This window comes from Streptomyces sp. NPDC002004, assembly GCF_053593975.1.
Genome location: NZ_JBSFDP010000013.1, coordinates 32044 through 45693 on the forward strand (window position 1 = coordinate 32044; position 13650 = coordinate 45693).

At 73.8% G+C, this 13650-nt stretch carries 10 protein-coding genes and 1 pseudogene; 4 read left to right on the forward strand and 7 right to left on the reverse strand.

Going from position 1 to position 13650, the window contains the following annotated elements; genetic code table 11:
- Positions 1–168: 168 nt before the first annotated feature.
- The 3 genes from ACWCP6_RS20675 to pdxR form a co-directional block, all read right to left on the reverse strand.
- A complete protein-coding gene (locus ACWCP6_RS20675; RefSeq protein WP_450933919.1) occupies positions 169–1620 on the reverse strand; it encodes an N-acetyltransferase family protein in 1452 nt (483 codons plus the stop codon).
- Positions 1621–1932: 312 nt separating this feature from the next.
- Positions 1933–3516 (reverse strand): alkaline phosphatase D family protein, encoded by a 1584-nt coding sequence (locus ACWCP6_RS20680; RefSeq protein WP_450933920.1) that lies wholly within the window; start codon positions 3514–3516, stop codon positions 1933–1935.
- A gap of 128 nt (positions 3517–3644) precedes the next feature.
- Positions 3645–5081, reverse strand: a complete 1437-nt coding sequence (pdxR, locus tag ACWCP6_RS20685) for a MocR-like pyridoxine biosynthesis transcription factor PdxR (RefSeq protein ID WP_450933921.1) — start codon at positions 5079–5081, stop codon at positions 3645–3647.
- Positions 5082–5155: 74 nt separating this feature from the next.
- On the opposite strand from pdxR, the pseudogene ACWCP6_RS20690 reads away from it, so the two are divergent.
- Positions 5156–5533, forward strand: a pseudogene (locus ACWCP6_RS20690) (EamA family transporter); the annotation flags it as partial.
- A 471-nt stretch (positions 5534–6004) separates the two neighbouring features.
- Here the strand turns inward: ACWCP6_RS20690 and ACWCP6_RS20695 are convergent.
- Positions 6005–6835 (reverse strand): alpha/beta fold hydrolase, encoded by an 831-nt coding sequence (locus ACWCP6_RS20695; protein ID WP_450933922.1) that lies wholly within the window; start codon positions 6833–6835, stop codon positions 6005–6007.
- A gap of 843 nt (positions 6836–7678) precedes the next feature.
- On the opposite strand from ACWCP6_RS20695, the gene ACWCP6_RS20700 reads away from it, so the two are divergent.
- Positions 7679–8440 carry a GntR family transcriptional regulator gene (locus ACWCP6_RS20700; protein WP_450933923.1) on the forward strand — a complete coding sequence of 254 codons (762 nt, stop codon included), beginning with the start codon at positions 7679–7681 and terminating at the stop codon, positions 8438–8440.
- Between the two features lie 142 nt (positions 8441–8582).
- Here the strand turns inward: ACWCP6_RS20700 and ACWCP6_RS20705 are convergent, their stop codons facing one another.
- The 3 genes from ACWCP6_RS20705 to ACWCP6_RS20715 all read right to left on the reverse strand — a co-directional run bounded on the left by ACWCP6_RS20705 (position 8583) and on the right by ACWCP6_RS20715 (position 11807).
- Positions 8583–9740 carry an ROK family transcriptional regulator gene (locus ACWCP6_RS20705; RefSeq protein WP_450933924.1) on the reverse strand — a complete coding sequence of 386 codons (1158 nt, stop codon included), beginning with the start codon at positions 9738–9740 and terminating at the stop codon, positions 8583–8585.
- A 145-nt stretch (positions 9741–9885) separates the two neighbouring features.
- Positions 9886–10548: a response regulator transcription factor gene (locus ACWCP6_RS20710; RefSeq protein WP_450933925.1), complete on the reverse strand. Its 663-nt coding sequence runs from the start codon at positions 10546–10548 to the stop codon at positions 9886–9888.
- Positions 10549–10562: 14 nt separating this feature from the next.
- Entirely contained in the window at positions 10563–11807 is a 1245-nt protein-coding gene (locus tag ACWCP6_RS20715; RefSeq protein ID WP_450933926.1) for a sensor histidine kinase, read from the reverse strand.
- 107 nt (positions 11808–11914) lie between these two features.
- Here ACWCP6_RS20715 and ACWCP6_RS20720 point away from each other — a divergent pair, with 107 nt between their 5' ends.
- Entirely contained in the window at positions 11915–12838 is a 924-nt protein-coding gene (locus ACWCP6_RS20720) for an ABC transporter ATP-binding protein (protein WP_450933927.1), read from the forward strand.
- A 2-nt stretch (positions 12839–12840) separates the two neighbouring features.
- A complete protein-coding gene (locus ACWCP6_RS20725; protein WP_450933928.1) occupies positions 12841–13578 on the forward strand; it encodes an ABC transporter permease in 738 nt (245 codons plus the stop codon).
- The last annotated feature ends 72 nt before the right edge of the window (positions 13579–13650 follow it).

Below are 13650 nucleotides of genomic sequence, written 5' to 3' on the forward strand. Positions count from 1 at the left end.
CGTGGGTCTGGCGCTCTGCGTGCCCGTGGGGCGTCCCCTGCACGGGGCCCGGGGGCGTGGCGCGGGGGCCTACCCCCCCCCCACCCGGCCGGCCCCCCCCCCGGGCGTGGCCCGGGGGGGGCCACGGACCTGGCGGCGGGACGGCAGCCGTCCCGCCGTCCGCCGGGATCACTCGGCGACGAACTGCCGGTTCTGCTCGTGAGCCCCGTCGTACGGCAGCCGGGAGCTGACCGGCGTCGCGTCGAGCCGGGCCGTGATCACCAGGGTCCCCTCCTCGATCTGGTAGTCGAGAGGCAGCCCCAGGCCGCGCATCGCCGCGACCATGCCGGTGTTGGACGCCTGGGTGACCACGTACACGGACTCGCAGCCCGCCTCGACCGCCATGGTCACCAGGCGGCCGAGCAGTTCGCTGCCGATGCCGCGCCGCTGCCAGTCGTCCTCGACGAGCAGCGCTATCTCGGTCTCGTCGCCGTCCCACAGCAGATGGCCGAGCGCGACGATCCGGCCCGACGCCGTCTGCGCGGCCAGCGTGCGGCCGAAGCGCGGGCTGAGCAGATGGTTCAGATAGCGGTCCGCGTCACCGACGGGCCCGTGGTAGCGCATGCTCAGCGTGCGCTTGGAGCAGCGCTCGTGCATCGCCTTGGCCGCCTCGACGTCCGTGGTGTCCGCCCGGCGCACGGTGATCGCGCTGCCCTGCGCCAGGGTCAGCACGTCCTGGCTGCGCGGAACACGCGGACCCAGCCGCGCATCCAGCTCCACCAGCGCCCGGGCCCGGGCGAACTCGGTGGGCGTGAACGGCAGATACGGCCGTTCGACCACGATCGCACCGCCTTCCGGCGCGCGCAGCCGCAGTACGGTCCCCTCCAGTGCGCCGTCGACGGGGGCGTCGGCGGCGGGATCCTTGTGCCCGCTCACGGTGGTGGCAGGCAGCGAACGGATCGTGCAGCGGCCCAGCAGCTGCCGCAGCGCCAGCGGGAGCTCGGCGGCGTCGAGCGCCGTGCGCGTGGCGAGCCCCAGGACGCGTGTGGGGGTGTCCACCAGATCGTGGGCGTCCGCCCGCTCGATCCAGGTGCCGGCGCCGCCCGCCTGGGAGACGGCCCTGGTGATCTCGGACGCGGACAGGCCGGCCGGCGCGCGCAGCAGGAACTCGTCGACGGTGCCGTCGGCGAGCGGATGCGTCTGGAGGGTGAGGACGTCGATCCGCCGGCGCGCCATGACCACGCACAGCGCGGCCAGCGAACCGGGTTCGTCGCGCACCGTCGTCCGCATCCGCCACAGCGAGCCCGCACCTTCCCCGGACGGTTCGGCGGCGACGGGTGCCGCCGGGTGCGGCCCGGCCTGCTCGCCCGCGGCGAGCGGCCGGGCGCCGGTATCGCTCACCGGCGGTGCGTGGCCGTGGTGCCGTGTCCACCAGATGTGGAAGGCGGCCGTGCCGGCCAGCGCGACCGCCGACGCGACCAGCAGCGCGGGGCCGTCGGGCCCGTGCCCGACCAGATTCGCCACACCGTCGGCGACCGCCACAGCCGTGAACAGGGCCGCCAGTTCGACGAGATCACGCCGCCAGTGGTGGACCGGGCGGCCGTGCCTCGTACGCTTCACATCAGACATGTCTGCACTCATGCATCCACTGTGAAGGAACGGTGTTGCGTGATCACGAACGATGTGTGACCGATGAGTAAAGCATACATCTGTCCCTTTTGTTTAAGTTTTGAGTTCGGTGCGCGTTCACCAGGTGCCTCTTGTCAACTTCCCTCTTGCGGTGAGCGCTTGACGGGGAGCGGGTCGGGCGGCCGACGGCTCCGCGAGCTCCGACCACAGGCCTCGACGCGCTCCGCCGCCACCGCGACCGGGTCGTCCGGCCCGCGCCGGGCGCGGCACCCGAACGGCCGTACCGCGCCCGGTGGCACCCGACGGCGGACGGGCGCCTCGACGCTACTGCCCCACCAGACCCGGCTGGAGCACCTTCGTGTACAGCACCCCGCCGCCCTGCTCGCGCAGCCGCACGGTCAGTTCGCCGCTGTCGCCGTCGATGTCGACCTCGCCGAAGTACTGCGGGGACTCGGCCGGTGACACATTGGCCCGGGTTGGCGCCTTGGTGAACGTCTGTTCGGGGCCGAAGGTGCCGTCCAGTTTCACGGCGGGGAAGCCTCCCGCGGACAGCGGACCCGACACGAACTCCCAGAACGGCTCGAAGTCCTGGAAGGCGGCGCGCGACGGGTCGTAGTGCTGCGCCGACGTGTAGTGGACGTCGGCAGTCAGCCACAGGGTGCCCGTGACGCGCTGGTGCTTGATGTGCCGCAGCAGCTCGGCGATCTGCAGTTCACGCCCGAGCGGTGCCCCGGGGTCTCCCTGCGCGACCGCCTCGAAGTTGGCCGGACCGTCCGCGACGACGAGGCCCAGCGGCATGTCCGACGCGATGACCTTCCAGACGGCGCGGGAGCGCGACAGCTCGCGCTTCAGCCAGGCGAGCTGCTCGGCCCCGAGGATGCCGGTGGTGTCGTCGGGCTGCCGGTCGGGCGAGTTGGCGTTGCGGTAGCTGCGCATGTCGAGCACGAACACGTCCAGCAGGGGCCCGTGCCGCAGCACCCGGTACACGCGCCCGTCCGCATCGCCCGGCGGAAGCGTCGAGACGGGGAAGTACTCGCTGAAGGCACGCAGCGACCGGGCAGCCAGCAGGTCGGTGTCCTTCACCGTGTAGCGCGCGTCGTCGAGGATCTGCCCCGGGTACCAGTTGTTGTGCACCTCGTGGTCGTCCCACTGGGTGATCGTGGGCACCTCGGCGTGGAAGCGGCGCAGGTTGTCGTCGAGGAGGTTGTACCGGAACGCGCCGCGGAACTCGTCCAGGGTCTCGGCGACCTTCGACTTCTCCTCGGTCGTGATGTTCCGCCAGACCCGGCCGTCGGGCAGCGTGACGCTGGGCAGGATGGGGTTGTCGGCGTAGATGTTGTCGCCGCTGCACAGGAAGAAGTCCGGATTCAGCTGCCGCATGTCCTCGAAGACCCGGTAGCCGCCCAGGTCGGGGTTGATGCCCCAGCCCTGTCCTGCGAGGTCGCCCGACCAGACGAAGCGCGCGCCTGCGCGGCGGCGCACCGGCGTCGTGCGAAACGTTCCGGCGACCGGCTCTCCGGTGCGGCGCGGGTCGTCCGGGTCGGCGAGCAGCACCCGGTAGTGGATCTGCTCGCCCGGCGGCAGTCCGCGCAGCCGCGTCGTGCCCGTGAAGTCCGTGTCCGCACCGAGCAGCGGCCCGTGCCAGCGGGTGGGATTGCGGAACGACTCGGTCGCTGAGGTCTCCACGATCATCCGGGCGGGGCGGTCGGAACGCACCCACACCAGTCCCGAGTGCGCGGTGACGTCGCCGGCCTGGACGCCCCAGCCCGCCGTGGGGCGGCCCGAGAGGGCGAGAGCGGGTGCCGCCGCCCCTACCGTGGCGGGCAGTGCCAGTGCCGCCGAAGCGGCGAGCGAACCGCGCAGCACGCTGCGCCGGTCCGTGAACGTGCTCGGCGGACGATGTGACATTGATGAGCCTCCAGTGACGGATCCGACCACAGTGCAGAGCCACAACTACTGGTGCGCCGCAGCGCCCATGCGAACCCCAAGTGAACAACCGGCCACCACCGTTGGGGAACCGGGCGCGCGGTCGGGGGTCATGGACCGGCCGCGGACGCCAGCAGGCGCACCCCTTCCCTGATGCGCGCCGGCGGCAGATGCGCATGCCCGAACACCAGCCCCACCGTGCCGTCGCCGGGCACCGCGGAGCCGTAGGCCGACAGGGGCCGCACCGCGACCCCGGCCTGCGCGGCGCGGGCCAGGAAGAGCTCCTGGGGTCCGTAGCGCTCGGGCAGCCGGGCGATGACGTGCAGCCCGGCCGCGATCCCGGTCACCCGCGCGCCGGGGAACTCCTCCTGAAGGGCCCCGACAAGAGCGTCGCGGCGTTCCTGGTAGACCCGGCGGCAGCGGCGCAGATGACGGTCGTAGTCGCCGCGCTCGACGAAGCGGGCCAGCGCCTCCTGGTCCAGCGTGGGATTGCCGAGATCCATGGTGCGCTTGCGCTCGACGACCTCCTCGGCGAGCTCGGCCGGCACCACCAGCCAGCCGAGCCGCAGCCCCGGCGCGAGGGCCTTGCTCACCGACCCCGTGTAGGCGACGCGCTCCGGATCGAGGCCCTGCAGGGCCCCGACGGGGGCGCGGTCGTAGCGGAAGTCCCCGTCGTAGTCGTCCTCCACGATCCACCCGTCCACCGAGCGCGCCCAGTCGAGCAGTTCGGTGCGGCGCCGTGCCGTGTACGCGATGCCGGAGGGGAACTGGTGGGAGGGCGTCGTCACCACGGCCCGCACTTCCGAGCCGTGCAGCGGATCCCGCGCGAGTCCTTCCGCGTCCAGCGGCAGTGGGGTCGTGGACACCCCTGCCGACGCGAACAGCGCCCCGTGTTCGGGGCTGCCGGGGCTCTCCACCCCGACGGCGCGCACCCCGCGCGCGTGGAGCACGGATCCGAGGAGCGTCAACGCCTGCGCCACCCCCGAGCACACGACGATCCGCTCCGGGTCCGCGACGACGCCCCGGCGCCGTACGAGGAGATCGGCGAGCACGGTACGCAGTCGGGGCAGCCCCCGCGGATCCGGGTAACCCAGCGCATGGTGCGGCAGGTCGGCCAGGACGGCGCGCTGCGCCGCGCCCCACGCCGCCCTCGGGAACAGCGACAGGTCGGGGGAGCCGGGAACGAAGTCCGTGCGCACCCCTAGCGGACGGGGAGCGCGGTCCCGCGCGCGCGGGCGGGCGGCCCGCGCCGCGCCGCCCACCCAGGTGCCCGCGCCCCGCCCGCTGCGCAGATAGCCCTCCGCGGCCAACTGCTCGTACGCCTCCGTCACCAGGCCCCTGGACACCCCCAGGTCGGCCGCGAGGTCACGGCTCGACGGCAGGCGCGTCCCCGGCGCCAGCCGCCCGGACCGCACCGCCTCGCGCAGCGCCGACTGCAGTGTGCGGCCGCGGCGGCGCGCCGGGGCCGACGCGGCTGGCAGCAGCAGCTCCCAGGCGGCGGTCCACGACGCTCCACCGGCACCCGGATTGGTCCCCGACGACGTCATGGAAGTGGACCTTAAACCGGGCCGTGCGCGTTCCTAGCGTCGGTGCCATGGACGCGATCTTCTTGCGGGGCGCGATGCTCGCCGCCCTCGCCTGCACCCTCGTCGGAGGGTCCTTCACCGCCAACAGCCTCCTCGGCGACTACCCGTACGCGGGCGGGCAGTTCCTGCGCTACGGGCTGGCCTGTCTCCTGCTGCTGCCCTGGCTCGGCCGCGCCGGCGCCGCGCCGCTGCGCCGGCTCTCGCCCGGGCAGTGGGGCCGCCTCGCCCTGCTCGCCGCCGTCGGCATGGTCGGCTTCAACCTCGCCGTGCTTGCCGCGGAGCGCACCGCGGAACCGGCCGTACCGGGTGTCTTCGTGGGCTGCGCACCGGTCGCCGTCGCCCTGGTCGTGCCCCTGGTCGAAGGGCGCCGGCCGCTGCGCGCCCCGCTGTACGGGGGACTGCTGGTCGCCGGGGGAGCGTTCACCGTCCAAGGGTGGGGCCGCACCGACGCGCCGGGCCTGGCGTACTCCCTGTGCGCGCTCGTCGGCGAGGTGGGCTTCGCCGTGCTGGCGGTCCCCGTCCTGCGCGTACTCGGCCCGAAGCTGCTGTCCGCGACGGTGTGCGGCGTCGCCGCCGCCGAGTCCGGAGGCCTGGCGCTGCTCGCCGACGGCCGGGACTCGCTCCGGGTGCCGGACGCGACGCAGACCGCGGCACTGCTCTGGCAGGCGGCTGTCGTCACCGTGATCGGGTTCGTCTGCTGGTACGCCGCCATGCAACGGATCGGTGCCGAGCGCGCCACGCTGTTCTCCGGGCTCATCCCGGTCGCGGCGGCCTGCACCGCGCCGGTCGTCGGCGCGGGTGGCTACGGGGCCGCCCAGGCCGCCGGCAGCGCGCTCGTCGCCGCCGGAGTGGCCCTGGGGACCGGGGTGCTGAGCCCCGGACGGTCAGCGACTGGTGTCCAGGATGACCCGGGCGACCAGGGCCGGATCGTCGTTCATCGGGACGTGGCCGCACCCGGGCAGCCGCACCAACCGGGCCCCGGGGACGGCCTGCTTGGCCCGGACACCCTGCCTGCGCAGCAGCAGCCGGTCCCGGCTGCCCCAGGCGACGGTGACCGGAACCCCGGGGACGTCGTCGGTGAAGAGCACCCGGCGTCCGGCAGCGATCGTCTGTTCGAAGCCGGAGGCGTCGCGCAGCGCCAGGGTCTCGGCGACCACGGCCTCGGGTGAACGGCGCCCGGGGCGGGCGTAGATGGTGCCCGTCAGCGCGGCGCGCCCGGCCGCGGTGCGCGACAGCCGCTCGACCACCGGGAGCGGTAGCAGCCGTGCACCGCGCCGCATCGCAAGCAGCGTCCCGAACGCGTAGCGGCGTTCCGCCTCGGTCCAGAAGCCCGCGGGGGACAGCGCGGTGACGGAGCGTACGAGCTTCTCACGGCCCAGCTCCAGGGCGAGCAGACCACCGAGGGAATTGCCCGCGACATGCGGCCGTTCGACCCCGAGTGCCTCGCAGAGGGCGGCGAGCGTGGGCACGACCGTCGTCAGGTCGTACGCGAGTCCGTCGGGCAGCGCGGGCGACGCGCCGAAGCCGGGCAGATCCACCGCGATCACCTCCCGCTCGGCCGTCAGCGCGGGCAGTACCGGGTCCCAGGCCTGCCGGTGGTGGCCGATGCCGTGCAGCAGCAGAAGGGGGTCACCGCTGCCGGCGCGGTGGTAGGCGACGCGTACGTCGCGCGGGCCGCGGGGGGTCGGGACGGCGAAGGAGACCGTTGCGGACATGCTGCTCCTCGGAGGGGACGCGCTGATGGACGGTCGGTCTGATAGACAGCTTGTCAGCAATGACTACCGGCGGGTAGCCCCCGGGGGTGTTTCCCGTCCCGGCGTCGGACGCGGCTGGACGGCGGACCCGGACCCGGACCCGGACCCGGGCCCCGGCCGGAACGGGGCCGTGACGGTCGACAGCGCGGCCGGGGTCTTCGAGGAGTCCGGGCCCGTGCCCATGGCATCGCCCACCGCGTGCCCGGACGGGTGACCGGCGCGGAGGGCGTCGTCCGGGACGCGTGGAGCGCCGGTCCGGCGTCGACCACGGCGAACCGCACGACCCACGCGGCAACTTGGTGCGGGTCACCCCGGTCCCGCTGTCGACGGGCTGCGCTCCGCGCGGGCGTCGGCCGTACCGGCTCCGTGCGGTGTCCGTCGCCAACCTGCCTCCGCGCGCGGCCTCTTCGGTCTGGGTCCGGTGCCTTCTGCGTCGGCCCGGGGCCTCTCCCGGGCCGGGCGGGCACGTCCCGGGTGTTCCCGGCTCCTCCGCGGTCTCCTCCGGCTCCGCCCTGGTGCCTCGCGTGTTCTCCCAGCCCCTCCCCGGCTTCCTGCGCTCCCGAGGTCTGCGGCTGCCTTCGCGGGCTTGCGACCGCCTTCCGATGGCCGGAGTCCGACGTCCGGACCGCCATCAAGAACGGCTCATAAACGCTCTGTGGAATCGGCTCTGTGCACGCTGTGACCGGTCCACGATTGGTATTGACCAAGGGTGGGGACCGTCCTATGGTCGCAGGGATAGTGCAGGAACCTTTAATAAACAAAGGCGCAAAACACTGCCGGGACGCGGCGATTGCGGAGGACAGGGTGGGGACCACGCAGCTCGACACGGTGCCGGAGCCCAAGTACTGGCACCTCAAGACCGTCCTCACGGAGGCACTCGACTCCGAGTTCGCCGTGGGGGAGATCCTGCCCAACGAACGTGACCTCGCGGCCCGTTTCGGCGTGGCGCGGGCCACCCTGCGGCAGGCACTCGAACAGCTCGAACTCGAAGGCCGTCTCCAGCGCCGCCGCGGCGTCGGCACGACCGTCGCCCCGCCGCGCGTGGGCGTCGACGTCGGCACCGCACAGCACGCCTGGCCGGGTGCGCAGGGCGACGCCTGGCAGCCCACCGACTGCACGACCGACGTGCCGCCCGCCGCGGTCGCCCGGATGCTGGAGACCGGCCCCGACGACACGGTGCACACCGTGCGTCGTACCCGCACGTCGCACGGCCAGCCCGTCGCGGCCGAGCTGCTGTACGTCCCGGCCGCGTCGGTGCCTGCGCTGACGGCGATCGATTCGCCCTCGGCGACCGCACGCGCGCGGGCCGTGCTCCGCGAGCTGCAGCGGCTGGAGCCGGAGGGCGAGGACCGCGCCGTCGAGCTGGGTTCCGCCCGCGCCGACGACGCCAAGGAACTCGACCGCCTCCCGGGCGCCCCCGTCCTCGTGGTCACCACCCGCTTCTTCGCCGAGGGCCGCACCGCGGCCGTGTCGGTGGCGACGTACCGCGCGGACACCTGCCGACTGACCTTCGGCGACAGCGGCCGCGTCGAGATCCACCACGGACCGGAGCGCCAGGCCTCCTGACCGCCCGGCTTCCCCGCTGCCGCGCCTGGCGCGCTTCGGCGACGTCATCCCGCCCCCGTAGCGGCCCGCATCCGTGCCGAACGACGAGTACCGGCCGCCCTGTCCTGCCGTGCAGCCCGGCCTGCCCGGACATGCAGGGGGGTCAGCGGCGTGCCGTCACCGTGCTCTCCACCGCGAACAGCTGCTCCTCCACGTGGTCGAGGGCGAGTCGCAGGGCGCCGGTCGCCACGGCGGCCTCGCCGAGCACCGACAGGGCGACCTTGGGCGGGCGCAGGCAGTAGCGCGACAACTGCTCGCGCAGCGGCTCCAGTACGCCGTCCAGGCCTGCCGCCCAGCCGCCCACGACGACCAGTTCGGGATCGAGGGCCAGCACCAGCGCGGCCACGTCGTGGACGAGCCGCTGCAGAAAGCGGTCGAGGGCCGCGCGGGCCCGCTCGTCCCCCTCGCGAGCGAGCGCGAAGACGTCCGCCACGGCCTGCTCGTCGAGCGGGTGCAGGGGCTCGTCCGTGGTCGACAGCAGCGTCTCCGGGGCGGCCTCCCGGCCCAGCAGGTGCAGCGCGCCGATCTCGCCGGCCGCGCCGCCGTACCCGCGGTGCAGCCGCCCGCCGATCAGTGACCCGGCGCCCGGGCTCAGCCCGGCCAGCACGAACACCACGTCGTCGGAATCGGTCGCGGCGCCCTTCCAGTGCTCCGCGACGGCCGCCGCGTTCGCGTCGTTCTCGACGAGGACCGGACACTTGAAGGATCGCCGCAGCCGCTCGCCCAGCGGGAGCCCCGTCCACTCGGGGAGAGCGGTGCCCAGCCGGACCGTGCCGTCGGCCTCCACGATGCCCGGGCTCCCCACGCCGACCGCGCGCAGCGAGTCGCGGGCGACGCCCGCGCGGCGCAGCAGGTCCGCCACTGTCGTACGAAGCCGCTCCAGACGCTCGTCCGCGGGTGCCGTCTCGGAGACCTCCCGGGCCGCCGTGCCGAGCATCCGGCCGTCCAGGTCCGCCAGCACTGCGGCCACCCGGTGGGCGCCGATCTCCAGCCCCAGCAGGTGCCCCGCCTCGGCCCGGAAGCGGAACCTGCGTGCGGGGCGTCCCTGACGGCGCGCGGCGCCCTCCTCGGCGGCGGCCTCGACCACCAGACCGGCCTCGATGAGATCCTCGACCACGCCCTCGACGGTGGGCCGGGACAGGCCGGTGACCCGGGTGATCTCGGTGAGGGTCGCGGAGTCCGTCGCGCGCAGCGCATGCAGCACCACGGCGGAATTGATCCGCCGCAGCAGAGACGGATCTCCGCCGGTCAGCCGCCCCACGGTCCGTCCTCCCAGCTCGTGCGCGTGTTGGCCGGATGCTACTCGTCACGCACGCCTCGGGCGACCACGGGACCGGCCGGCGGCCGGGGCCGGCTCCCGGGAAGGCCACGCCCGGCGCCGCGCGCCCGGCGGTCCGGCGGTGTCCTCAGCCCGGCGCGACGAAGCCGGACTCGTACGCTGCGATCACCGCCTGCGTCCGGTCGCGCGCGCCCAGCTTCGCCAGCACCGCGCTGACATGGGACTTCACGGTCTCGGTTCCGACCACCAGACGCGCGGCGATCTCCGCGTTCGACAGACCGCGCGTCATCAGCCGCAGCACCTCCGCCTCGCGGTCCGTCAGCGCCGCCCGTTCCATCGCCGCCCTGGCCTCCGGATCGCCGTACTGCCGGCCGTGTTCGGCGGCCAACTGGCGCACCGCCGCCGGGAACAGCAGCGAATCGCCCTCGGCGACCAGCCGGACCGCGTTCACGATCTCGGCGGGCCGGGCACGCTTCAGCAGGAAGCCGTCGGCACCTGCGCGCAGCGCCCCGGACACGTACTCGTCGTTCTCGAAGGTCGTGATCACGACGATCTTCGGCGGGTCCGGAACGGAACGCAGCACCGCGCGGGTCGCTTCGATGCCGTCCATCAGCGGCATACGGACGTCCATGGCGACCACATCGGGGCGCAGGCTGCGCACGAGGGGGATCACCGCCGCCCCGTCCGCCGCCTCCCCGACGACCTCGATGTCCGGCTGCGCTTCCAGAACGGCGCGCAGACCCGCGCGGACCAGCGGTTCGTCGTCGACGAGGAGGACGGTCAGCGGCATCCGTCCAGCGTAGATCACCGGACCGGTAGTTCGACGTGCACCTGCCACTCATCCCGGTCGGGGCCCGTGTGGGCCCGGCCGCCCAGCAGCGCGGCGCGTTCACGAACGCCCCGCAGCCCACTGCCGGTTCCGCCGCCGATGACCGGTGAACCCGCCGGCAGCGCATTGCGCACGGTGAGCCGAAGACGCTCCGCATCGACGCCGATGCGGACGCTCACCGGGACCGTTCCGGCGTGCCGCAGCACATTCGTGAGGGCTTCCTGGAGCATGCGGTAGCCCTCGCGCGAGACGGGGCCGGGCACGGTGTCGACGGGGCCCGTGACCTCCGCGTCGACCTCCGCTCCGGAAGCGCGAGCCGAGGCCAGGAGGCGGTCGGCGTCGGCGAGCGTGGGGCGGCTGGAGGGCGGCTGGTCGGCCTCGCGCAGGACGAGCAGCACCCGCTCCAGGTCCTCCAGTGCCGCGCGCCCCGTCTCCTCGATCGCGTCCAGGGCCCGGTCGGTGAACCCCGGATCGGCGGCGGCTCGCGCGGCCCCCGCCTGGACCACCGCCACGGTGAGCGCATGCCCGATCGAGTCGTGCAGCTCCCGGGCGATCCGGTTGCGTTCGAGGAGACGTTCGGTGCGCTCTTCCAGGGCCGCGAGGCGCTGTGCCGGGGAAGGGCCGAGGAGACGGCGGGAGGCAGCGGCCATCAGCGCACCGGATGCGACGGCCACGATCGCCAGCACCAGCAGCGGCGCGGGCGCGAGCAGCGCGGCCGCCCAGCGCGAGGCGGGCAGCCAGGACCAGTAGGTCACGCCGCCGATGGGCGCTCCCGCAGCGGTGCTCACGAGAGCCATGTCCAGCTCCACCAGCTGCGCGGTGACGACGGCCGCCGCGAACCCCGCCTCCAGACGCAGCACCATCCACACCGCTGTCCTGCCCCGATCGCCCCTCGACTCGGACGGAGCCGGATGGATGCCGGGGCCGGGCCCGTCGGCGTCCCCGCGCGCGTGCCGGCCCGGAAACAGCATCAGCAGTGCCTGGTGCCCCTCCGCGAGCCGCACACCGGGGACCAGCGCCGCGGCCGCGACGAGCGGGGCCGGCCACAGTGCCATCAGGGCCCAGTCGGCGGGCGTGAGTCCGTACAGGCCCGGATACGCGGTGCCGCACACGAACACGAACACCGAGCCGACGAGCAGATGCGCCCACCGGGTGTACGTGACCGCACGCGTCAGGGGGCGGACCATACGGGACGGCCAGGAGCCGGGGGAGCGTGACATGCCGTCATCGTCGCAGGGCGGCACGCACCCCGGCTCCCCCGCGCGGGGGAGCCGATCCGCTCGGCCGGGGGAAGCCCGGGTCCCGGCGCGGCGGCGAGGCTGAGGCCATGAACAGCATCGAACTCAGGGACCTCACCAAGGAGTACGGCCCGAAAAGGGCCGTGGACGGACTCGGCCTCACCGTCGAACCGGGCCGCGTGACCGGCTTCCTCGGCCCCAACGGCGCCGGCAAGTCCACCACGATGCGCCTCGTCATGGGCCTCGACCGGCCGACGTCGGGCACCGCCACGGTCGGCGGCCGGCCGTACGCGTCGTACGCCGAGCCGCTGCGGCTGGTCGGCGCCCTCCTGGACGCACAGGCCGCGCACGGCTCCCGTACCGCCCGCAACCACCTGCTCGCCCTCGCCGTCAGCAACCGCGTGCCGGTGCGCCGTGTCGACCAGGTCCTCGAGGAGACCGGACTGGCCTCCGTCGCAGGACGGCGCATCAAGACGTTCTCGCTCGGCATGCGTCAGCGCCTCGGCATCGCCGCGGCGCTCCTCGGAGACCCCCGTGTCGTCCTCCTGGACGAGCCCTCCAACGGACTCGACCCGGAAGGGATCATCTGGATCCGTGACCTGATGCGACGGCTCGCGGCCGAAGGCCGGACCGTGCTCGTCTCCAGCCATCTCATGAACGAGACCGCGACGTTCGCCGACCATCTCGTCGTCCTCGGCCGCGGCAGGCTGCTCGCGGACGCCCCCATGCAGGAGTTCCTGGATGCGCACACCAGCCCGCGCGTGAGGGTGCGCACCACCGAACCGGCCAGACTGGCCGAGGTCCTCACGCGAGCGGGGCACGCTCCCCTGAGGGACGCGGACGACCGATGGCTCGTCGAGGGCGTCAAGGCGGCCGAGATCGGCGCGATGGCCGCACGGGCAGGCCTCCCGATCCTCGAACTCGCCGACGAACAGGCCTCCTTGGAGCAGGCCTACCTGGCCCTGACCGCCGATGCCGCCGAGTTCACCGCCACCACCGCCGAGGAGGCCTGACCATGTCACCCGTCGCCGTACTCCACTCCGAGTGGATCAAGATCAGGTCGGTGCGCGCCAGCCTGATATCCCTCCTCGCGGTCTTCCTGGCCACGTTCGCCATCACGGAGCTCGTGTACGCCACGGTGGGCAGGGCCGAGGCCGACAACCCGGGGGCCGACCCGGTCTTCGGGGCCTTCTACGCACTGAACTTCGGCCAGATCGCGGCCATCGCCTTCGGCGCGACCGCCGTGTCCTCCGAGTTCCACGGGGGCGCCCTGCGCGTCTCGCTCGCCGCCGTGCCGCACCGGGGCCTCCTGTTCACCGCGAAGACGGCCGTGATCGGCGCCGCAGGGCTCGTCGTCGGCCTGCTCACCAGCTTCTCCGCCTTCCTCGGCGGTCAGGCGTTCCTGGGCGACCACGCCATCGGGCTGAGCCACCCGGGTGCGCTGCGGGCCTGCTTCGGAGGCGGCATCTACCTGGCTCTGATGGCCCTGTTCGCTGCGGGTCTCACCCTGCTGCTGCGCAGCGGCGCGGCCGTGCTGGGTCTGCTCATCCCGTTCACGCTGGTCGTGTCGTTCGTGGTCGGTGACATCGCCGGGGGCGTTGCCCAGTACTTCCCGGACCAGGCCGGGCAGCAGGTGCTCCATGCGCATCCGGCCGGCAGCCTCGGCCCGTGGAGCGGAATCGCCGTCACGGCCGCCTGGGCCGCGGCCGCACTGTTCGCCGGATGGTGGTCCCTGCGCAGGCGCGACGCCTGACGCCCGTTCGCATCGTGCGGATCCCGGTCGTCAGGTGCGGACCCGGATCCGGCCGTTGCCGATCGCGGCGCA

Coding starts and splice junctions, on each gene's coding strand:
- ACWCP6_RS20675 (WP_450933919.1), bottom strand. CDS start 1,620: ATGAGTGCAGACATGTCTGATGTGAAGCGTACGAGGCACGGCCGCCCG.
- ACWCP6_RS20680 (WP_450933920.1), bottom strand. CDS start 3,516: ATGTCACATCGTCCGCCGAGCACGTTCACGGACCGGCGCAGCGTGCTG.
- pdxR (WP_450933921.1), bottom strand. CDS start 5,081: ATGACGTCGTCGGGGACCAATCCGGGTGCCGGTGGAGCGTCGTGGACC.
- ACWCP6_RS20695 (WP_450933922.1), bottom strand. CDS start 6,835: ATGTCCGCAACGGTCTCCTTCGCCGTCCCGACCCCCCGCGGCCCGCGC.
- ACWCP6_RS20710 (WP_450933925.1), bottom strand. CDS start 10,548: ATGCCGCTGACCGTCCTCCTCGTCGACGACGAACCGCTGGTCCGCGCG.
- ACWCP6_RS20715 (WP_450933926.1), bottom strand. CDS start 11,807: ATGTCACGCTCCCCCGGCTCCTGGCCGTCCCGTATGGTCCGCCCCCTG.
- ACWCP6_RS20720 (WP_450933927.1), top strand. CDS start 11,915: ATGAACAGCATCGAACTCAGGGACCTCACCAAGGAGTACGGCCCGAAA.
- ACWCP6_RS20725 (WP_450933928.1), top strand. CDS start 12,841: ATGTCACCCGTCGCCGTACTCCACTCCGAGTGGATCAAGATCAGGTCG.